This window comes from Actinomycetota bacterium (assembly GCA_035765775.1).
GTDB lineage: Bacteria > Actinomycetota > CADDZG01 > JAHWKV01 > JAOPZY01 > DASTWV01.
This window is the reverse complement of record DASTWV010000052.1, coordinates 1-20,349: the sequence shown is the minus strand read 5'-3', so window position 1 is coordinate 20,349 and position 20,349 is coordinate 1. Positions and strand designations below refer to the sequence as shown.

The 20,349-nt window shown below is 71.5% G+C and carries 22 protein-coding genes; 6 read left to right on the top strand and 16 right to left on the bottom strand.

All coding sequences use genetic code 11. The features are described from left to right. Nucleotides 1-33 precede the first annotated feature (33 nt). From VFW71_11700 to VFW71_11675, 6 genes are all read right to left on the bottom strand, one after another. Nucleotides 34-951: a tRNA (adenine-N1)-methyltransferase gene (locus VFW71_11700; protein ID HEU5003426.1), complete on the bottom strand. Its 918-nt coding sequence runs from the start codon at nucleotides 949-951 to the stop codon at nucleotides 34-36. Between the two features lie 2 nt (nucleotides 952-953). Next, complete coding sequence (locus VFW71_11695) at nucleotides 954-2,126, bottom strand: site-2 protease family protein (protein ID HEU5003425.1); 1,173 nt, start codon at nucleotides 2,124-2,126, stop codon at nucleotides 954-956. 277 nt (nucleotides 2,127-2,403) lie between these two features. Continuing rightward, nucleotides 2,404-3,132 carry an enoyl-CoA hydratase/isomerase family protein gene (locus tag VFW71_11690; protein ID HEU5003424.1) on the bottom strand — a complete coding sequence of 243 codons (729 nt, stop codon included), beginning with the start codon at nucleotides 3,130-3,132 and terminating at the stop codon, nucleotides 2,404-2,406. Beyond that, a complete protein-coding gene (locus VFW71_11685) occupies nucleotides 3,129-3,716 on the bottom strand; it encodes a DUF1707 domain-containing protein (protein HEU5003423.1) in 588 nt (195 codons plus the stop codon). Before VFW71_11685 ends, VFW71_11690 begins: the two co-directional genes overlap by 4 nt. 37 nt (nucleotides 3,717-3,753) lie before the next feature. After that, nucleotides 3,754-5,124 (bottom strand): 3-deoxy-7-phosphoheptulonate synthase class II, encoded by a 1,371-nt coding sequence (locus VFW71_11680; protein ID HEU5003422.1) that lies wholly within the window; start codon nucleotides 5,122-5,124, stop codon nucleotides 3,754-3,756. Next, nucleotides 5,114-5,989, bottom strand: a complete 876-nt coding sequence (locus VFW71_11675) for an isocitrate lyase/PEP mutase family protein (GenBank protein HEU5003421.1) — start codon at nucleotides 5,987-5,989, stop codon at nucleotides 5,114-5,116. Before VFW71_11675 ends, VFW71_11680 begins: the two co-directional genes overlap by 11 nt. 198 nt (nucleotides 5,990-6,187) lie before the next feature. On the opposite strand from VFW71_11675, the gene phoU reads away from it, so the two are divergent. Next, nucleotides 6,188-6,931, top strand: a complete 744-nt coding sequence (gene phoU / locus VFW71_11670) for a phosphate signaling complex protein PhoU (protein HEU5003420.1) — start codon at nucleotides 6,188-6,190, stop codon at nucleotides 6,929-6,931. Here phoU and VFW71_11665 read toward each other — a convergent pair. From VFW71_11665 to VFW71_11655, 3 genes are read right to left on the bottom strand one after another with little or no spacing between them, the layout of a single operon-like run. Continuing rightward, complete coding sequence (locus VFW71_11665) at nucleotides 6,915-7,901, bottom strand: inorganic phosphate transporter (GenBank protein HEU5003419.1); 987 nt, start codon at nucleotides 7,899-7,901, stop codon at nucleotides 6,915-6,917. The two genes, phoU and VFW71_11665, sit on opposite strands and share 17 nt — an antisense overlap. Nucleotides 7,902-7,940: 39 nt before the next feature. Beyond that, nucleotides 7,941-8,558: a DUF47 family protein gene (locus tag VFW71_11660; protein ID HEU5003418.1), complete on the bottom strand. Its 618-nt coding sequence runs from the start codon at nucleotides 8,556-8,558 to the stop codon at nucleotides 7,941-7,943. A gap of 26 nt (nucleotides 8,559-8,584) precedes the next feature. Then, nucleotides 8,585-9,724, bottom strand: a complete 1,140-nt coding sequence (locus tag VFW71_11655; GenBank protein HEU5003417.1) for a TRAM domain-containing protein — start codon at nucleotides 9,722-9,724, stop codon at nucleotides 8,585-8,587. 36 nt (nucleotides 9,725-9,760) lie between these two features. Between VFW71_11655 and VFW71_11650 the strand changes: the two genes are divergently transcribed. Then, on the top strand, nucleotides 9,761-10,648 hold the full coding sequence (locus VFW71_11650) for a methyltransferase domain-containing protein (GenBank protein HEU5003416.1): 888 nt from the start codon (nucleotides 9,761-9,763) through the stop codon (nucleotides 10,646-10,648). Here VFW71_11650 and VFW71_11645 read toward each other — a convergent pair. The 7 genes from VFW71_11645 to VFW71_11615 all read right to left on the bottom strand — a co-directional run bounded on the left by VFW71_11645 (nucleotide 10,645) and on the right by VFW71_11615 (nucleotide 17,012). Beyond that, nucleotides 10,645-11,652, bottom strand: coding sequence for an NAD-dependent epimerase/dehydratase family protein (locus VFW71_11645; GenBank protein ID HEU5003415.1), 1,008 nt, complete (start codon nucleotides 11,650-11,652; stop codon nucleotides 10,645-10,647). The genes VFW71_11650 and VFW71_11645 overlap by 4 nt on opposite strands. Next, nucleotides 11,649-12,224 carry a CDP-diacylglycerol--glycerol-3-phosphate 3-phosphatidyltransferase gene (gene pgsA, locus VFW71_11640; GenBank protein HEU5003414.1) on the bottom strand — a complete coding sequence of 192 codons (576 nt, stop codon included), beginning with the start codon at nucleotides 12,222-12,224 and terminating at the stop codon, nucleotides 11,649-11,651. The genes VFW71_11645 and pgsA overlap by 4 nt, the downstream gene beginning before the upstream one ends. Continuing rightward, nucleotides 12,221-13,417: an FAD-dependent oxidoreductase gene (locus VFW71_11635; GenBank protein HEU5003413.1), complete on the bottom strand. Its 1,197-nt coding sequence runs from the start codon at nucleotides 13,415-13,417 to the stop codon at nucleotides 12,221-12,223. Before VFW71_11635 ends, pgsA begins: the two co-directional genes overlap by 4 nt. 62 nt (nucleotides 13,418-13,479) lie before the next feature. Further along, nucleotides 13,480-14,982 carry a glycerol kinase GlpK gene (gene glpK, locus VFW71_11630; protein ID HEU5003412.1) on the bottom strand — a complete coding sequence of 501 codons (1,503 nt, stop codon included), beginning with the start codon at nucleotides 14,980-14,982 and terminating at the stop codon, nucleotides 13,480-13,482. Nucleotides 14,983-14,993: 11 nt separating this feature from the next. Next, nucleotides 14,994-15,917, bottom strand: a complete 924-nt coding sequence (locus VFW71_11625; protein HEU5003411.1) for a hypothetical protein — start codon at nucleotides 15,915-15,917, stop codon at nucleotides 14,994-14,996. Between the two features lie 231 nt (nucleotides 15,918-16,148). After that, entirely contained in the window at nucleotides 16,149-16,487 is a 339-nt protein-coding gene (locus VFW71_11620; GenBank protein HEU5003410.1) for a hypothetical protein, read from the bottom strand. Nucleotides 16,488-16,628: 141 nt separating this feature from the next. Then, nucleotides 16,629-17,012, bottom strand: coding sequence for a hypothetical protein (locus VFW71_11615; protein HEU5003409.1), 384 nt, complete (start codon nucleotides 17,010-17,012; stop codon nucleotides 16,629-16,631). 33 nt (nucleotides 17,013-17,045) lie between these two features. Here VFW71_11615 and VFW71_11610 point away from each other — a divergent pair, with 33 nt between their 5' ends. The 4 genes from VFW71_11610 (at nucleotide 17,046) to VFW71_11595 (ending at nucleotide 20,131) form a co-directional block, all read left to right on the top strand. Continuing rightward, entirely contained in the window at nucleotides 17,046-17,537 is a 492-nt protein-coding gene (locus VFW71_11610) for a carbonic anhydrase (protein ID HEU5003408.1), read from the top strand. A gap of 247 nt (nucleotides 17,538-17,784) precedes the next feature. Then, nucleotides 17,785-18,771, top strand: coding sequence for an acyl-CoA desaturase (locus VFW71_11605; protein HEU5003407.1), 987 nt, complete (start codon nucleotides 17,785-17,787; stop codon nucleotides 18,769-18,771). 43 nt (nucleotides 18,772-18,814) lie between these two features. Further along, a complete protein-coding gene (locus VFW71_11600) occupies nucleotides 18,815-19,594 on the top strand; it encodes a hypothetical protein (GenBank protein HEU5003406.1) in 780 nt (259 codons plus the stop codon). Nucleotides 19,595-19,669: 75 nt separating this feature from the next. Then, the gene (locus tag VFW71_11595) at nucleotides 19,670-20,131 is read left to right on the top strand and encodes a hemerythrin domain-containing protein (protein HEU5003405.1); all 462 of its coding nucleotides are present in this window, start codon (nucleotides 19,670-19,672) and stop codon (nucleotides 20,129-20,131) included. Nucleotides 20,132-20,349 lie beyond the last annotated feature (218 nt).

Sequence of the window (20,349 nt, the reverse complement as noted above, 5' to 3'; positions counted from 1 at the left end):
ACCGGCGTGCAGATTCCGGTGACACGTTTGGGGTCAAAGTATAGGGGGCTCCCCTGGCATTATCGGCTCACCCGGACCGATTGCTGAGCCGGGATCTTCGCTTTCGGACGCGGCACCGGGCGCGCCGCCGGGGGCCGCCCCGGCCACCGCCTGCGGGGCGGCAGCGCCCGGGAGGGCAACCACCCGCCGGGCGGTGGTGATGAAGCCGGTGTGCGCCACCATCCGGTGCTCGGGGCGCACCGACCGGCCCTCGACGTGCCAGGGGCGCACCAGCGCCTCGAAGCAGGCCACCAGGCCCCAGCCGGGATCGGCGTGCAGCGCCTCGACCAGCGTGTGGACCTGCAACACCGTGGGCAGGTAGGCGGCGAAGATGCCGCCCGGCCGGAGCGCGGCCGCCGCCGTCCCGAGCGCCCGCCACGGCTCGGGGACGTCCAGCACCACCCGGTCGAGGTCGGTCTCGACCACGTCGCAGTACACGTCGCCCAGGCGGATCTCGAGGTTCTCCGCCTTGCCGGTGAAGGCCTCGACATTGGCCCGGGCCACCTCGGCGAAGTCCTCGCGCAGCTCGTAGGTCAGGACGCTGCCCTGAGGGCCGACCGCCCGCAGCAGGCCCAGCGTGAGCGCCCCCGAGCCCGCCCCCGCCTCCAGCACCCGGGCGCCGGGAAAGACGTCGGCGTGGAGGACGATCATGGCGATGTCCTTCGGGTAGACCACCTGCGCCCCTCGCTTCATCTTGAGCACGAACTCGCCGAAGGTCGGGCGCAGGGCCAACAGTGTGGCCCCGGTGGTGGCCGCCACCATAGTGCCCTCGGGCTGGCCGATGAGCTGGTCGTGGGCGACGATCCCGCGGTGGAAGTGGAAGGCCTGGCCAGCCTGCAGGGTGATCAGGTACCGGCGGGCACGCTGGTCGATCAGGAGGACGCGTTCGCCGGCCTCGAGCGGGGCGGCCAGCGTCAGCCCCGCTGCGGGGCCGGGGAGGCCGGGTACGGCGCCGGCCGGGCCAGGGCCGCGGGGGTCAGCATCCCCACCAGCCTCCCGGCCTCCAGCACCACGAAGCGGCCGGCGGGATTCATCCCGAGGCGGGCGAACACCGACTCGAGCGGTTCGCCGGCCTGGGCGACCATCGCCCACTGCATCGGGATCATCACCTGGCCGGCGGTGAGCGCCGCCCAGTGCTCGCGCGGGATGGTGGCGAGCACCTCGGCGGTGACCACCCCCACGATCCAGCCTGGCTCGGGCGCTCCGCTGCCTGGCTCGGGCGCTCCGCTTGCTGCTCCCACCACCGGGAGCGCCCGGTCCCGGGCGGCGGCCAGGCGGGCGCCGAAGGCGTCGTCGATCGGCTGGTCCGCCCGCACCCAGTCCGGCTGGCGGGTCATGAGGTCGCCGACCGTGGCCGGCCGGGTGGCCTGGAGGACCGCCTGACGCCGGGAACCGGTGGCCGCTTGCACCAGGAACAGGCCGATACACGCCAGCCAGATGCCGTCGATCCAGTCGCGCCCGAAGGCCATCAGGCCGCCCAGGCCGATGAGGCCAAAGCCGATGATGCGACCGGAGGTGGAGGCGATCCGGGTGGCCTTGGCGAAGTCGCCCGTGCTGTGCCACATGGCGGCCCGGAACACCCGGCCGCCGTCCAGCGGGAAGCCGGGCAGGAGGTTGAAGGCGGCGAGCGCCAGGTTGGTGTAGCCCATCATGTGGAACAGGGCGTCGCCCGCCGGTGCGCCGATCGCCCGAGCCCCGGCCCCCAGCGTCCAGAAGACCACGCCCAGCACCACCGAGAGGGCCGGGCCGGCGATGGCGATGCGGAACTCGTCGCCCGGGGTGTGGGGCTCCTCGGTGATCTGAGCCACGCCGCCGAAGATGAACAGCGTGATGCTGTGCACCGGGATGCCCTTGCGCTGGGCGACCACGGCGTGGCTCAGCTCGTGGGCCAGGACCGAGCAGAGGAACAGCAGCGCACCCATGGCGCCCAGCAGGTAGCCCGCCCCGGTGGAGACGTGGGGGGCGCCGGTGTGGAACGTAGTCGCCAGCAGCCAGGTGATGACCGCGCCGAAGATGAACCACGAGGCGTCGAGGGTGACCTCCACCCCCAGGATCTTGCCCAGCCGGAATCCCCGACGTGGGAGCATGCGGCCTCACTCCTTCAGGGGTTCGGCACCCGCCTTGGGCGCCGCGGACCCTCGCCACCCAGCATACGCACGGCCCTGGGGCATCGCTCTGCCCCGCCTGGGAACCCGCTGTGAGTGCCGTGGTCGCCGCCGGTCCTGGGGGCGGAGAATTGCCGGGTTTTTGCGCGGACAGGGAAAAGACGAGTAAGCTCCCGCGCAAGAAAAGGTGTCATGGGCCGGTCTTCCCCTCGTGCCCAGGCGCCTTTTCTGTTGTCTAAGGCCGTGCGGTTACCGGTTGCTACCCCATGAGCCCGCGCGCTGCGTCCTGCCAGCGCAGCATCGCCCGGTGCTCGGCCTCCCGTTTCGCAGCCAGGTCCAGGGCATCCTCCAGGGCACGTTTCTGCGTCACGGCACCTTTGTTGGCGGCCATGGCGCCGGCCAGGGCACACGCTACCGCCAGCACCGCCTCGGGCTCGGCCAGCCGGTTGAGCAAACCCATCCGGTAGGCCTCCTCGCCACCCACGGTCCGGGTGGTCATGAGCAGATCCTTGGCGTGCGAAAGGCCGATGAGCATCGGCAGCCGAGCCGCCCCGACGGGCACCCCAAAAGCTCCTCCCGGGAACCGGATGCCGCACCCCGGGGTCCCGGCGCGCAGGTCGCAGCACGAGGCCAGCTCGGCCCCCCCACCGATGCACCAGCCGTCAATGGCCGCCACCGTGGGCTTGGGGAAGGTGGCCGCCAGCTCGTAGAGCCGGGTGAACAGCCCCATGCGCGCCACCGCCCCGGCGTGGTCGAGCGGCTCCGAGACGTCGGCGCCCGAGGAGAAGCACCCCCCGGCGCCGGTGACCACCACCGCCCGGACGGCCCCGTCGGCCGCCGCCGACTCCAGGGCGGCGATGAGGCGGGCCAGCAGCGCGGTGTCCATCGCGTGGCGCCGCTCGGGGCGGTCGAGCTCGACAATGGCCACCCCGCCCGCCGCCGGGCGGCGGTGCACCGTCTCGCGCTCAGGACCGGTGCGCGGGCTCAATACTGGCGCAGGCGGGCCCGGAGGCTCTCCCGGTCGGTCACCTTCACCCCGCCCAGGCACGACATCACCCGCAGCCGGATCACCGGTGCACCGGGGGGTGGGGGCGGCCCCTCCAGGCGCAGGTGGCGCCCGCCCAGCAGCGCCGTGCCCTGCATGTCGATCTCGAAGCCTTTGGGGACCCGGACTTCCACGCCTCCCATCGCCGCCACGATGTTGATGGTGGTGACCGCGGACTCGAACGTCGCCCGGGTGAGGTCGAGGCGGCACCCGCCCATCACCGAGGTCCACCAGCTCTCCGCCGGGACCCGCCAACGCCCGGTCCGCCGGGTGGAGCCCACGACGCCCAGGTGCCAACGCTTGCCGCTGGGCGGGGGCGGCGTGTAGCCGGGCGGCGGCGGGAGGTCCGCCAGCAGGTCGTCCAGCTCGCTGCGGGTGCGGGCGCGCAGGGCGAGATCGAGGCGGTGGGACAGTTCCTCGGTGGTCAGGCGCCCCTGGACGCAGGACTCCTGGAGGTGGGCGCACACCCACTCCCGCTCGGCGTCCGACGCCAGCGTGGCATCCCGGTGGGGCGCGCCCTCGGCCACCCCGTCATCGTACCCGGGGCGGGGTGGCGCCCTGTGGCTACCCGCGAGCCCAGGCCTGCAGCAGCTCCCCGATCTCGAACGCCAGCTCCAGGGACTGGTTGCCATTGAGCCGGGGGTCGCACAGGGTGCGGTAGGAGACGTCCAGCTGGCCGTCCTGCACCGCACCGACGCCCCCCAGGCACTCGGTGACGTTGTCCGGGGTCAGCTCCAGGTGGACCCCGCCGGGGAACGTGCCCAAGGCCTCGTGGACCGCGAAGAACCCCTTGATCTCCTCCACGATGTCCTCGAAGCGCCGGGTCTTCAGCCCGTTGGAGGACAGGAAGGTGTTGCCGTGCATCGGGTCGCACACCCAGACCACCGGCCGCCCGGCGTCCCGCACCGCCGCCACCAGTGGGGGGAGGGCATCGCGCACCGCGCCCGCGCCCATGCGGGCGATGAGCGACAGCCGGCCCGGCTCGCCATCGGGGTCCAGCACGTCGCACAGCTCCAGCACCTGGGCAGGGGTGGCGTTCGGGCCCACCTTGCAGGCCACCGGGTTGTGGATGCCGGAGAGGAACTCCAGATGGGCGCCGCCCGGCTCGCGGGTCCGCTCCCCCGCCCAGAGCAGGTGGGCGGAGCAGTCGTAGAACTCACCGGTCAGGCTGTCCGAGCGGGTGAGGGCCTCCTCGAAGCCCAGGATGAGGGCCTCGTGGCAGGTGTAGAAGTCCACCTGGTGCAGGGCGGCGTCGGACTTCAGGTCGATGCCGCACGCCGCCATGAAGCGCAGGGCACGGTCGATCGCCGCCGCGATGTCCTCGTAGCGCTGCCCCTGCGGGCTGGCGGCGACGAACTCCCGGTTCCACATGTGGACCTGGGTGAGGTCGGCGAAGCCCCCTTTGGTGAAGGCGCGCAGCAGGTTCAGGGTGGACGACGCCTGGTGGTAGGCCCGCACCAGGCGCTGCGGGTCCGGGCGGCGGGACTCGGGATCGAAGTTGATGGCGTTGACCATGTGGCCCCGGAAGGCGGGCAGCTCCCGATCGCCCAGGCGCTCCAGCGCCTCGGAGCGGGGCTTGGCGAACTGGCCGGCGATGCGCCCCACCTTGATCACCGGCAGCCCGGCGGCGTAGGTCAGCACCACCGACATCTGCAGGATGATCTTCAGCTGGTCGCGGATGGCGTCCGCCGACAGGTTGTCGAAGGACTCGGCGCACTCCCCGGCCTGCAGCACGAACGCCTTCCCCTGGGCGGCCTCACCCAGGGCGCTTTTCAGTGCCCGGGCCTCACCCGCAAACACCAGCGGGGGCAGGTTGCGCAGCTCCTTCAGGGCGCGGTCGAGGGCCCCGGCGTCCTCCCACTCGGGCTGCTGGCCAGCCGGGTGGTCCCGCCAGGACTCCGGCCGCCACCCGGCCGCCGCCGGCTTAGGCGCCATAGCGCTCCTCCAGTGCCCGGTGCCCGGCCAGGTCCACCACCGGCTCGAACTCGGTGAAGGACACCACCAGGTCCGGACGGTCGCGCAGGGTGCCCTCGGCCTTCAGGACGGCGAAGGCCTCCCGGATGGCTCTGGTGGCGGCGAAGAGGGCGGTGAGCGGCGTCACGATGAGATCGAAGCCCAGGTCGTGCAGCTCCTTGGGGGTGAGCAGGGGGGTCCGGCCCCCCTCGATCATGTTCGCCACCCGGGTCACACCCTCGACCTCCTTGGCCACCCGCTCCAGCTCGTCGATGCTCTCCGGGGCCTCCACGAAGACGGCGTCCACGCCGAGGTCGCGGGCGGCCTTGGCCCGGTCGATGGCCTCATGGAGCGAGACCGCGCTCCGGGCGTCGGTCCGGGCGACCAGGAAGAGGTCGACCCCCTCCTCGGCGCGCAGGTCGAGGAGAGCGCGGAGCTTGGCGAGCCACTCTGAGGCGGGGACCACGCGCTTGCCGGCGAAGTGGCCGCACTTCTTGGGCCAGAGCTGGTCCTCCAGGAACACGCCCCCTCCGCCCGCCCCGGCAACCAGCCGGGCGGTCCGCAGGGCGCTGAGCGGGTTGCCGTAGCCGGTGTCGGCGTCGACGATCACCGGCAGCGGCGTGGCGGCGCACACCTCCCGGGCGGTCTGGGTGACCTCGGTCTGGGTCAGGTAGCCGAAGTCAGGCAGCGCCAGCCGGGATCCCGACACCGAGTAGCCCGAGATGAACAGGACGTCGAAGCCGGCCTGGGTGGCGAGCCGGGCCGAGAGCGCGTCGTAGACGCCGGGCATGTTGATGGCGTGCCCGGCGGCAAGCAGGTCCCGTATCCGCTGCGCGGCCCCGTGCATCGGCCCATGGTACCGGCCGCACCTGCCATCAGTGGTTCAGGAGATTCTTGATGACGCTCCCCACGGCGAGGCTCGTAGCGGGATCGACCGCGACGCCCTGGAATCGGCTCATCCGGTGACCCATGCTCGGTCCGGGTGCTCGCCCCATGACCCGGTGCTTTCCAGCAGGCATATCTTCATCGTGGAGAGGGTCACGCCATGCACGATGACGGTCGCCCGTTGTTCCGGCAGCTACTCGCCGCCCTGGAGGACGACGTCCAGGCTATGGCAGTGGCTGCCCAGCGCCAGTTCGAGTTGTCCATCGTCGGGCTGTCTGGGGGGGACCCCGAGGTGTACCGACGGGTGATCGCGGGCGACGACGAGATCGACGACTACTACCTGCGCGTAGAACGACAGATCGTCGCCCTGTACGCCCTCCAGAGTCCGGTTTGGGCGTCGGACCTGCGCCTGCTCACCGCTTTGGTGCATGTGAACGGGCATCTGGAACGCGTCGGCGACATGGCGGTCAACATCGCCAAGATCGGGGAGTCAGCCCACAGCTTGCCCCGCTCCAGTTCCGTCCTGGAGCGGCTGGAAGAGATGGGGGGCATCGCGCTGCGCATGCTGGAGGCCGCCATGATCGCTCTCGCGCGCCGGGACGCTGAGCTGAGCCGCCGCCTCACCATCATGGACGAGCGCGTCGACCTGCTGAACCGGGGGATGCTCCCCGAGGTCCTGGATGCCGCGGGAGACCGGGGCCTCCTGGCGTGGTGCGTCGACATGCACCTGGTCTCCCGGCAGGTGGAACGGGTCGGCGACCACGCGGTGGACATCGGTGAGCAGGTCGCCTACCTGGTCACCGGCGAGTTCGAGGAGTTCACAGACGCCTCGCACCCAGAGGTCGAGCACCCCGACCTGCGCCCGGCGCAGGGGCCCGGATCGGGGGTCAGTGGAGGCGGGTGACGACTTCGAGCGCGATGGCGGCCATCCCGGCGGCCACCGGGATGGTCAGGAACCACGCCCACACCACGCGCCCGGCAACGCCCCAGCGTACGGCCGACAGCCGCCGCGTCGATCCGACGCCGACGATGGCCCCGGTGATGGTGTGCGTCGTGGAGACCGGGATCCCGAGGCCCGACGTCACGAACAGGGTGATCGCCGCCGCGGTCTCGGCGGCGAAGCCCTGCACCGGCACCAGGTTGGTGATCTTCTGACCCATCGTGCGAACGATCCGCCAACCGCCCGACGCGGTCCCGAGAGCAATCGACGCGTTGGCGGCCAGGACCACCCAGATGGGGATGCTGCTCAGGGAGTTGATGTCATGGCGGGCCAGCAGCACCACCGCGATCACTCCCATCGTCTTCTGGGCGTCGTTGGCACCGTGGCCCAGGGACAGGGCGGCCGCTGACAGCAGCTGACCGCGGCGGAACAGACGGTTGGCGAAGCGCGGGCTGGCCCGGCGCATCACCCAGTAGATCGCCACGATGAACACCAGGCCCAGGATCAGGCCGATGACCGGCGACAGGATGATGAACTCCACCGTCTTCCACAGAGCGCCCCCGTTGACGACATGCCAGCCGGAGCGGGCAACGCCGGCTCCCACTAGCCCGCCCACGAGGGCGTGGGAGGACGAAGTCGGGAGGCCGAAGTACCAGGTGATGATGTCCCATGCGATCGCCCCGAACAAAGCGGCGAAGATCACGGCGTCGCTCGCCACTGCCGGTTTGATGATCGAAGCGATGGTCTTGGCGACGGCCACGCCGAAGATGAGGAAGGCGACGAAGTTGAAGAAGGCCGCCCAGAGCACGGCGTAGCGGGGCGAAAGCACCCGCGTCGAGACGATGGTGGCGATGGAGTTGGCGGAGTCGTGCCAGCCGTTGGCGAAGTCAAAGGCAAGCGCCATCGCGATCAGGAAGATGCCCGCGGCGTTCATGCGGCCCGGGAGGTCGTATGCGATGTCACGGTGGCGCGCTCAGGTCTGCTTGAGCACGATGTCTTCGACAGTGTTGGCCACGTCCTCGAGCGTGTCGATCGCCGCTTCGATCTCCTCGATGATGTCCTTCCACTTCAGGACATCCATGGCTTTGTACTCACCCGAAAACAGGCTGGCGATGGTGCGCCGGTAGGCCCGATCCCCCTCGTTCTCCAAGCGGTTGACCTCCACCGTGTAGCCGGCCAGGTCCTTCAGGTCTCGCAACTTGGGCATTGCCTCCGCCGTGGCCTTGGCGGCCTTGCACAAGGTTTCCGCCAAGGCCCCCATCTGCGGCAGGGGCTGATCGATCTTGTGGAGTTCCAGATACTCCCCCACCGCCTCGACGTGGTCGAGGACATCATCGAGTTGGGAGCCCAGGCGGCTGATGTCCTCGCGGTCGAACGGCGTTACAAACGTCGTATTGAGCCGCCGCATGATCTCGTGCACGATCTCGTCGCCCTCATGTTCGATGCCGACGAGCGCAGCAACTTTGCGGGAGACGTCGGTGTAGTCGTGGAGGAGGTCCACCAGGGACTGGGAGCCCGCAAGGACCTTCTGGGCCATGGCCTCGAACAGGTCGAAGAAGGACTCCTCGCGGGGGATGAGGCGCAGGCGCATAAAGCCGCAGCCTACTCCGGCCGCAACTAGGCCCGCTCGAACACGCTCACGACCTCCACGTGGGCGGTCTGCGGGAACAGGTCGACCAGCTGCACCGACGCCAGGCGGAAGCCTTCCCGCGCCAGCAGGGCGGCGTCCCGGCCCAGGCTGACGGCGTCGCAGCTCACCAGCACCAGGCGCCCGGCGGCACTGGCGGCCACCACCGCCACCCCGCGCCGGCCGAGGCCCACCCGGGGCGGATCGGCCACCACAAGGTCGGCCACCGGCGGTGCCCACCGGGTGGCGTCGGCCCGAACCACCTGTGCCCGGGACCCTTTCAGGTTGTGCCGGGCGTCCCGGACCGCGCTCGCCGTGCTCTCCACGGCGGTGACCGACCACCCCCGCTCGGCCAGCACCCCGGCGAACAGGCCCACGCCGCTGTACAGGTCGAGCGCTGTTCCGGGATCACCGCCGGCCCCGTCGGTGACCAATCGCACCAGAGCCTCGGCCCCGTCGGGCCGGCTCTGGAAGAAGGAGCCCGCCGAAACCCGCCACCGGCGCCCGGCGACGTCCTCGTGGACCCAGCCGGGATGTACGTCGGCGGGCAACCCAGCCCCCCGGCCCGCCGGGGTGGTGGCCGCCATCCGCTCACCGGTGCTCGCCCCGCAGCGCAGCAGCACCGCGTCCGCCCCCGGGTACCGGCAGCCGGTGAGGAGGGGGGCCAGGAGCGGGTGCAGCACCATGCAGCCCGCCACCGCCACCATGTCGTGCGACCGGGCGGCGTGGAAGCCCGCCCGTCCCCCGGTCACTGCCGCCCGCACGCTGGTGCGGAAGCCCCAGGGCTCCAGGGCCACCGTGGGCGGGAAATCTGGCGGGTCCACGCTCGCGAACCGCAGCGCGGCGGCCACGATCTCCTCCTTGTGGCGGCGCTGGGCCTCGAGGCGGATGTGCTGCCACCCGCAGCCGCCGCATCCCCGGGCCACCTCCGGGCACGGGGGCGCCACCCGGTCGGGCGATGGCGTCCCGACCGAGACCAGGCGTGCGGTTGCCGACTTCGGGCGCTCGGCCTCGATCTCGGCGAGGACCTCCTCGCCGGGGAGTGCGCCGGGAACGAACACAACCCGGCCCGAGGGGTCTCGAGCGATCGCCTCGCCGGTGGAGGCCATGGTGGTGGGGGTCAGGAGCACGGGGAAGGAGACTACGCTGCTAGCATCTCCCCGCCCATGAGCCCCCCCGATCAGAAGCCCGACTACGTCGAGCCCATCGTCAAGTACTACGACGGGACCTGGTTCGACTACCGGGTCGTGTGGATGCGCAACCTCGGGATGCACTGGGGCTACTGGGACGACCGCACCCGCAACCACGCCCAGTCGCTGCTCAACATGACCCGGGCCCTCGCCGATCTCGGCGACCTCCGCCCCGGCATGCGGGTGCTGGACGCCGGCTGCGGGGTGGGCGGCCCGGCGCTGTGGCTGGCGGCCACCTACGGCGTCGAGGTGCTGGGCATCACCCTGTCGGAGGTGCAGCTCGGCCGGGCCCGCAAGTACGCCGCCAAGCGCCACCTGGACGACAAGGTCCACTTCGAGATCGCCGACTTCACGGCCCTGCCCTACGGCGACGCCAGCTTCGACGCCGTCTGGGCGCAGGAGAGCGTGTGCCACGTCCCCTCCGACGGCAAGCAGGCCTTCCTCCGCGAGAGTGCCCGGGTGCTCAAGCCAGGGGGGCGGCTGCTGATGGAGGACTGGTTCCGCATCGACCGCCCCTACCCGGGTGACGGCGAGGAGCTCATGCACGAGTGGCTGAAGGGCTGGGCCATCGAGGACCTGGCGACCAGCGACGAGATCGTCGCCTGGAGCGAGGCGGTGGGCCTGACCGACGTCCGGCTGCGCAACATCACGCCCTACGCGTTCAAGTCGATCCGGCGCCTGCGCCGGTTGGCCCTGTGGTCGTCGCCCGGCGCCCTGCTCCTGCACGGCCTCCACCTGCGCTCCGACATCGAGCAGGCCAACCTGCGCAGCGCCCGCCTCCAGTGGCAGACCTACAAGCGCAACTACTGGCTGATCGGGCTGCTGGCGGCCAGCAAGCCGCAGGCCGCCGCCTCAGAGTCCTAGGAGCCCGACTCGGCGCGGGGCCTCACGTAGCCGTGCTCCCGGTACCAGGCAATGGTCCGGGCGAGCGTCTCCTCGATGGGGGTATACGCCAGGCCGAGGTCGCGCGTCGCACGCGACCCGTCGTAGCGGTGGCCGTGTGCCACGGCACGCGCCTGCTCCCGGCACACCGGCGGGATCCGCCTCAGGAGGGCGCAGGCCGCCTCCACCACGGACGCCCCCACCATGGCCACCCCGGCGGGCAGGGTCCGGACCCGGTGCTCGGCGCCCCCCAGCCGGGACAGCAGCGCCAGCGCCTCGGCCGAGGTCAGGCAGGCCCCGTTCAACACGTACCGTTCCCCGGCCACGCCCCGCTCCTCGGCCAGCAGGTGCCCGGAGGCGCAGTCAGCGATGTCGACCAGGCTCAGGTGGGTGTCGACGAAAAACTTGAGGCGCCCGTTCAGGTAGTCGATCAGGAGGCGGGCTGTTCCCCGGGTGCGCCCCGGCCCCTGCACCGAGGACGGGTTCACGGAGACGACCTCGACCCCCCGATCCCGGCCGGCCGCCAGCACGGCCCGTTCGGCGTCGTGCTTGGCGTGCTCGTAGTCGGACGTGAACCTGCCCCGGTGGGGCGAGTCCTCCCGGCCGATGGTGCCCGGGGCCTCGCCGATGGTCGAGGCCGACGACGTGTACACCACCCGCGGCACCCCGGCGAGTGCGGCCGCCTCGATGACCGACACCGACCCTGCAACGTTGACCGTGTACAGCGGAGCCGGGTCGCGCAGGCAGAACGCGTTGAGCCCGGCGGCGTGGTACACGCACCCGGTCCCGGCCATGGCCTCGGCCAGGCCCCGGGGATCGAGCAGATCGGCGCTGACCGGCGTGGCCCCCATCCCGGCCAGCCGCTCGGCCGACCCCGGCGAGTGGGCCAGCGCCCTGACCGCACGGCCATCGGCGACGAGGCGCCGGAGGATCTCGCCCCCGACGAAGCCCGATCCCCCGGTGACGAAGATCTGGGTGCTGCTCACCCTCCCCCCCGGCCGGCCAGCTCCGGGGCGAAGCGCACCACATACTCGGCGGCCGAGGCGATGGTGACGGCCGCCACCGCCAGCATCACCCACTGGTCGAGGAACAGCGGCCCCAGGTGGTGCGGGTAGCGGACGATGGCCAGGAAGATGCCGGCGAACTGGGTGTTGGCCTTGAGCTTGCCCCAGATCGAGGGTGGGAAGGGGGTCCCGGCGGCGGCTACCACCCCCCGGAGGCCGAGGATCAGCAACTCCCGGCCGACGATGATCACCGCGATCCACACCGACATACGCCCGACGCTCACCAGGGCGATCAGGACGCCGGAGACCAGCAGCTTGTCGGCGGTGGTGTCCAGGAAGGCGCCCAGGGTGGTGGTGAGGCGCCACCGCCGGGCCAGGTACCCGTCCACGAAGTCGGTCACCGCGGCGAGCACGAACAGGCCGCTGGCCCCGGCGAACGCATAGGCGTGGCGGGGCCCGCCCAGGATGAGAACCATGATGACCGGGACGAGGACGACCCGGAGCGCCGTGATATTGGTCAGCACGGCGGTTGTGCGCAGCTGCTGGCGCTTCACGGTGCGAGCGTACCGGATTCGCCTCCCGGCACTCCTCCGGCATCCAGGCGCTCGCCGGCAGTCCGGCAGGGCTCCCGGGAGCCCAGGATGCGGCAGGCGGCGTCCACGGCGTCTTCGGCCATGAGCCGGAAGGTGGTGGCCTTGCCCCCGGTGACGGTGATGAGGCCGCCCACCCTATCGGCAAAGGCGTGGTCGATGACCAGGTGGCCGCGAGACAGGCCGCGGCCCGAGGAGGTTCCCGGAGGGGCCGCCGTCCCGGCCACCAACGGCCGCACCGCCGTCCAGGCCCGAGGCCTCGCACCAGCAGCAACCGCCTCGGCGATCCCCGGCACCAGGTCCGCCCCCGCCGCCAGCAGGCCGGGAACCGCAGGGTCCGGGTCCGGGAGGCCTTCCGGGTAGTCAACCGGGGTGTCGGTGGTCCCGATGACCAACTCGCCGCCCAGCGGCACCACGATGTCGCCGTCGCCGGGCGCCCGGCATCGGCTCACCACAATCGGCACCGCCGGCCCCTCCGGTCCCGTCACGGCGACGAGCACGCCGGCGCTGAGCCGGGCCGGCACCCCACACCCGGCAAGTGTGGCCACCGCGCCCGCCCAGGCCCCCGCGGCGTTGACCACCACCGGGGCGTGGAGCTCGAGCTCCCGGTCCCCCCGGCGCACGACGGCGCCCGCCACCGCGGTGCCGGCCCGGAGGAATCGCACCACCCGCGCCTGCTCCAGCACCACCGCCCCGGCCCGGCGGGCCGCCCGGGCACACGCCTGCACCAGGGCCCTTCCGTCCAGCACCGCGTCGGGCACCGAGAACGCCTGTACCGCGTCCTGCGAGACCGCCGGGTGGTCACCGCTGCGGGCCTCCGCCACCTCGATCCCGGCGGCGGCACAGGCGTCAGGGAATCGCTCGACATACCCGGGATCGTCTCCGGGGAGCGCCAACACCAGCCCGCCGGTGTCCGCCACACACGCCGGGGCGATGCGCCGCAGGATGGCGGACTCCGAGGCGCACTCCTGCGCCGCCACCGGATCGGTCACGGCGTAGCGCGCCCCGGAGTGGAGCAGACCGTGGAAGCGCCCGGTCGTCCCCGAGGCCAGCGCCCCCCGCTCCACCAGCACGGTGGCGAAGCCCCGGAGGGCGGCGTCCCAGGCCACACCGCACCCGGTGGCGCCGCCCCCGATGACGAGGATCTCGGTCTCCACCTAGCTCACGCCACCTGAGTCCGAACCCACGTCAGTCCCACCCACGTCAGTCCACGTCAATGTCAGTCCACCCAAGCGAGGCTGCGGGCGACCGCCTTCTGCCATTCCCGCAACAGCCGCGCCCGCTCGGGCTCGGCCATGGCCGGCTCCCAGCGCCGGTCCTCGTGCCAGCACGCTCGCAGCTCGTCCGGGGATCCCCAGAACCCCACGGCCAGCCCGGCGGCGAAGGCCGCCCCCAGCGCTGTGGTCTCCGCCACGGCCGGCCGCACCACGGGGACGCCGAGGAGGTCGGCCTGGAACTGCATCAGGAGCTCGTTGCCCACCATGCCCCCGTCCACCTTGAGCTCGGCGAGCGCCTCCCCGGTGTCCGCCGCCATCGCGGCCACCACCTCCTGGGTCTGGAACGCCGTCGCCTCCAGGGTCGCCCGGGCGAGGTGCCCCGCAGTCACGGACCGGGTAAGCCCGGCGATGACCCCCCGGGCGTCGCTGCGCCAGTGGGGGGCGAACAGCCCGGCGAAGGCCGGCACCAGGTAGGCGCCGCCGTTGTCCGGCACGCTGCGGGCCAGCGGCTCGACGCCGGCCGAGGTGCCGATCAACCCCAGGCCATCCCGCAGCCACTGCACCACCGCCCCGGCCATCGCCACCGAGCCCTCCAGGGCGTAGCACGCCGGCTGCTCGCCGAGGCGATGTGCCACGGTGGTGATCAGGCCGCAGGTGGAGGCGACCCGCCGCTCCCCGGTGTGGACCAGCAGGAAGCAGCCGGTCCCGTAGGTGTTCTTGGCTTCGCCCGGGGCGAAGCACGTCTGGCCGAAGAGGGCAGCCTGCTGGTCGCCGAGGTCGGCCGCGATCGGCACCCCCGCCAACCCGCCGACCCCCTCGGCATAGACCACCGACGAGGATGCAATCGCGGGGAGCATCGCCTCGGGGATCCCGAACAGCCCCAGCAGCCCCGGGTCCCAGGCCAGGGTGTCGAGGTCCAGGAGCAGGGTGCGGCTGGCGTTGGTGACGTCGGTGACGTGGATCCCGCCCCGGGCCCCGCCGGTCAGGTTCCAGATCAGCCAGGAGTCGATGGTGCCGAACAGCAGGCCCCCGCCCGCCGCCCGCGGGTACAGCCCCAGGTGCTCCAGGATCCAGGCCACCTTGGGGGCGGAGAAGTAGGTGGCCACCGGCAATCCGGTTGTCGCCCGGAAACGGTCGATCCCGAGCGGGGATGCGGCGGCGAGGAACTCGCACTGCTCCCGGCTGCGGGTGTCCTGCCACACGATGGCGTTGGCCACCGGCTCGCCGGTCGCCGCATCCCACACCACCACCGTCTCCCGCTGGTTCGTGACCCCGACTGCCGCCAGATCGCGCGGCTGCAGCGAGGCGGCGGCGAGCGCCCCGGTGATCACCTCCCCGCAGCGGGCCCAAATCTCGGTCGCGTCATGCTCCACCCACCCGGGCCGGGGATAGATCTGGGCGTGGGGACGCTGGTCGGCTGTCACCACCCGCCCCTCCCGGTCGAAGATCAGGAACCGGGTGCTGGTGGTGCCCTGGTCGAGCGCCCCGACATACCGGGCAGGCATCCCGGGCTACCTCACCCGGTGACCGGGCTGATGCGCACGATGGTGCGGAGCTGGGCCGGCGTCTCGCCCCCGATCAGGTACACGGTCTGGCCCAGCTGGCCGATGCCGGCGTCGGCGATCGGCTGGGTCAGGGCGCCAGCCCGGGTCAGGCCCCCGGTATGCGGGCTGACCGCGTCCACCTGGAACCGGGTGGTCGCGCCCGAACGCCCACCGGCCACGAACAGCGAGCCCCCGAGGACGAATGCCGATTCGTGGGACAGGGCCACCGGCAGGTGGGAGATGACCGTCGCGGTGGCGGCCTGCACATCGACCGCCTGGATCGCGTTGGTCTGGGCCCCGTTGTGTTCCCCCCCAACCAGGAAGATGGTGTTGCCCACCACCCCGATGCCGGCGTAGCGCACGGGCAGGGGCAGGGTCGTGAGCAGCTTGAAGGTGACCCCGTCGGTGGTCTCCAGGATGTCGGGCTGGTCGGCCTGCCCGTTGTACCCGCCCAGGAGGTACACCTTGCCGGCGATCGTCGCCGCCTCGAGGTCGGATCGGGGTTGGGGCAGGTGCCCGACGGTCCGCCCGCCCGTGGTGGCGAAGGCCTGCACCGTGTCGATGGTGGTCGCCTCGCCCCCGCCGAAGAGCAGGTCAGTGCCGTCGGCCAGGTGGGCCGAGGCGGCGTCGTGGGTGGCGACGGCAAGGGTCCCCGCCGGCCCGACCGTGTCGCTGATCGGGTTGAAGACCTGTACCGCGGCGCTCGAGGTGCTGCCGGTCAGCCCCCCCAGGATGAGCAGGTTGGACCCGCTGGGCTGGACCTGCTCGCGGGACAGCGCGGCGGGGAGCCCGGTGGGCAGTGTCGTCACGGTCAGACTGGGCGGGGGACCCACCGCCGAGAGCGGGGACGGCGACGGGCTCAGCGCCGGCGCAGGCGTACTCGGGCTGGTGGCCACGTGGGTCCCCGTGCTCTTGCCCGATCCGCCGAAGAGGCGGGGCAGCCCGAAGACCAGGAGCAGAAGGAGGGCGACCGCTACGGCGATCGTGCGGGCAAGCCGTTGCGTCCGGAGGCGATGGGCCTCCGCTCGTCGGGCATTCGGCGGAATCTGCAGTGCGCCCCCCGAGGGTTCCTCGGCCCGGACCCATCTGCGCCGGTCCAGCCGGCCGCTGCCGGGACCAGGCGCAGTCTACTGCCCGGTCCCCCAGCCGCGGGAGGCTCCGGCGTGGGCGAGCGCATCCTGCACCGGGGGCTCCCAGGGAATGTCGTCCGCCGTCCCGTAGTAGCGCCGAGCCGCCTCGATGCGGTGCTGGATGCCGACGGTCGCGATGGGCGCCATCACCGCCACCAGGAAGCAGGCGACTGCCACTCCCACCCGGTGCGGAGCGCTCGTGAGCAGCACCAGGACCCCGAAGGCAGCCATGACCGGCCCCTCCAGCAGGAGGACGCCGCGCATGCGGCGGCACCACGCCTCGGTGGGGGGCGCCGGATCGAAAACCTCGAGGAGCTCGCGCTCAGAACAACCCATTGCAGAGTTACTTCCCGAAACCCCGCCGGTTCATGCGCGCGTGCGCCGGGAGATGGATGCCAGCGCCACTTCCGGAGTTTCCTGTGACGCTGAGCCACCTTTATGGTGGTTCATGCTCACAAGAATGGCAGGGCGTCCGGCCTAGAGGCCCTGGTAGGTCTCCGCCAGCCTGGGCGGGGCGCAGGCCAGCCAGGCATCCACGATGGCCTCGCCCAGGTCCTCCCGGGTGGCCAGGTCGAGCTGCACGAGGATGGCCGTGAAGCCCTCGAAGTGCGGGATGGTGAAGAAGGCCTCCGGGTGAGCCGCCAGCACCGCTTCCTTGTCCATGAGATCCGCCACGCGCAGCGCCAGGATGGGGCCGGGCGGGGGTGGGGTGTCCCCGAACCGCCGGAGATCGGCCTTGGAGAAGGGCCGCTCCCAGGCGAAGGTCTTCGCGCCGACCATCCAGATCCGGGTCCCGCGGCGTTCGGCTTCCCCCGCCTCGGGTAGCTGGAGGGCCAGCTCAGCGACATCGTCGAAGGTCATCGGCCCTGGAGCGTAGCTCTAGACTGCCCCGCCGTGAGCCCCATCGACGACCTGCTGCGCAACAACGACGCTTTTGCCAGGACCTTTGGCGCGCCGGGCGCGCCCGGCCGTCCTGCCCGGGGGCTCGCCGTCGTGGCGTGCATGGACGCCCGGCTGGACGTGTACCGCATCCTGGGCCTGCAGGAAGGCGATGCGCACGTCATCCGCAACGCCGGCGGTGCGGTCACCGAGGACGCCATCCGCTCGCTCGTGATCTCGCAACGGCTGCTGGGCACCCGGGAGATCGTGCTCATCCACCACACCGACTGCGGCATGCTGGGCTTCCGGGACGACGAGCTGAAGGACGCCATCGCGGCCGAGACCGGGATCCGGCCCCCCTTCGCCCTCGAATCCTTCGTGGACCTGGAGGCCGACGTCCGCCAGAGCATCGCCCGCATCCGGGCATGCCCGTTCCTCCCCCACGCCGACGCACGGGGCTTCATCTACGACGTGGGCACCGGCCGCCTGGCCGAGGTCACCGGGTAGCGGGCACAGCCCGGCCCCCGAGAACCCGAACCCGTACGACCCGTGCCTGGAGCCGTCCTCGGCTTGCCGGGCCCTAACGCCGAGGGTGTAGTAGCATCCCAGCCATCACCCCTGCCTGAGATCCTGGCGGGGGTTCTGAGGCGCATCCCTGACCCTGGTGAAGCGTCGGCCACCTAGAGAGTCGGGATGTCTATGCGCATAAGTAACTGCACGTGGTGACGCCTGCGGGCGCCGGGGCTGTGGGCGTATGACGCCGGCGACGTCCACCGAGCCCGCGCCACCCCTTCTCGCTCCCCCGCCGCCCGCCCCGATCACGGAGCCGGGCACAAGCCTCCGCCTGCAGCGCCGCATCACCCTCGCCATCACGATCGCCCCCTTCGTCGGGTTCCTGGTCGGGATTCGGCTCCTCTGGGGCGGGATCTCGGGCCTGGACCTCGGGCTGCTGGTGGGGCTGTACAGCGTCTCGATCCTCGGGGTGACGCTTGGCTTCCACCGCATGCTCACCCATCGTTCCTTCGATGCCCCGGCCCCGGTGCGCATCGCGTTGGCCATCGCAGGGTCGCTCGCGGTTGAGGGATCGGTCATCCCCTGGGTCGCCGACCACCGCCGCCACCACATGTTCACCGACAAGCAGGGGGATCCCCATTCTCCCCACCTGGTGGAGGGCGACGGTTTCATGGCCACGGTGCGCGGCCTCTACCACGCCCACGTCGGCTGGTTCTTTGTGGAGGACCGGACCCGGGTCGAGCGCTTTGCCCCCGACCTGTTGAAGGACCGTGGGATCCGCGCCGTGAGCGCCCTCTTCCCGCTCTGGACCGTGGTGTCGTTTGCTCTCGCCCCGGCCATCGCCCTGGCGCTCACCCACTCGCTGCACGCCGCCTTCACCGCCCTGGTGTGGGGAAGCCTCGTGCGCATCTTCCTGCTGCACCACGTCACCTGGAGCATCAACTCGATCTGCCACTTCTATGGCAAACGCCCGTACGAATCCGACGACTACAGCACCAACAACTGGCTGATGTCGCTCGTGTCCTTCGGCGAAGGCTGGCACAACAACCACCACGCCTTCCCGACGTCAGCGTTTCACGGCCTCGAGTGGTGGCAGGTGGACATCTCCGGATTGGCCATCCGCGGCCTTGCAGCACTGCACCTGATCCGCAATGTCCGGCGTCCGTCAGCGAATCAGCGCATGATGAAAGTGGCCGTCAAGGAGCCTGGTGACGCCGAAACGGCCTGATGCCGCCACAGCTTGCTTCCTCCCGCCAGGAAAGGACCCCTTCATGACCGACCACAGCGCAGCGGCGACCGACGTCGAGCCGCCCGAGGCACCCGCGCCCGCCCTCGAGACCTTGACGATCATCTCGGGGGACAACCAGACCGTCTCGGCCATCATGACCGAGCACGGCTTCCCGATGGCAACCTTCGCGCCCGTTGCGGCTGCCCTCCGGGATGCCTCCGGGGCCCCGTTGGCGGGCGAGGAGGTCTCATGGTCCGTGGGTGAGACGCCGGGGAACATGGGTATCCAGCTCGACCCGCACGGGCGTTCACCCCTCGTTGTCACCACGGACGAGGCGGGCGTGGCAACCCTGGACCACATGCGCGGCTCCGCCCTGTCGGCGTTCTACGACTGGGGGTCCTTCGACCTGATGGCACGCCATGGGCGCGCCGCCGCGGCCGCCCACCTGTCGGTGGCTCCCCCGCTGTCGCTGACCACCTCGATCATCGCGGGCGACAACCAGCAGGTGCAGCGCTCCGCCGCCCGTGCCGGCGGAGCCCAGGCCCGGTTCGCACCCGTGCAGATCCGGGTGAAGGATTCGGAGGGCCAGCCGGCCGTCGGCATCCCCGTGGTGTTCACCGCGGTGAGCCCCGCCGACATGATCGTGGAGCTCACCCCCGGCCAGGAGGAGGCGACAGTGACGACGGATGCGGAGGGCATCGCCACGTTGGACCTCATGGACGGCGACAGCATGGTGTGCCACGGCGCGGACGGGGACTTCAAGATCACCGTGAGGCCGACCGGCTCGAAGCAGGTGGTGGCGCACCAGACCGTCATCCCCTGACCGCGGGGGTACGGCTCCTCCTTCCACAGTGAAACCGGCGCCCATCGAGCCGCACCCGGTGCGCGAGGATGAGCCATGGCTCGCGATCCGGCCCTTGTGCCCTTGTCTCACGACCATCATCACGCGCTGGCGGCTGCCAGGAGGCTCCGGCTGGCCGCCGGGGAGCCCGCGCCCGGGCGAGCCGCCGCGAGCAGAACCTTCTTGGATTTCTACCAGAGGTCGCTCCTCCCCCACTTCCGGGAGGAGGAGGAACTGGTCTTCCCCCTCCTCGTCGAGGCCGCGCCAACCGTGCCGGACATCTTGGCCCGCGTACTCGTCGACCACGTTCAGATCCATGGCCTTCTCCTCCGGCTGCGCCGAGCGCTCGACGAGGGCGGGGACCTCGCTGGGGACATGCAGGAGATCGCCAAGCGGCTGGAGAGCCACATCCGCCTTGAGGAGCGGGAACTGTTCCCCCTCATCGAGGAGGTCGTGCCTGCGCCTGCCCTCGCCGAGCTCACCCTCCCACCCCAGCGCCGTGATCCCTCAAGGCCATAGTCGGCGGCGCGGGCCCGATCGCTGACGTGGCTCGGGAAGCCCTCCTGCCATTCTTGTGAGCATGAACCACCACATAGCAGGCCGTCGCAGAATCACGCCCCATGGAGCGGGCTTCACCCCTCGATGGGTCACATCCGGAGGCTCCTAGGCCGCCACAAGGACATCCCGCCGGAGGATGTTTCTGCGCCCGGTCCCGTGCAAGACGCGCCTGAGCGAGC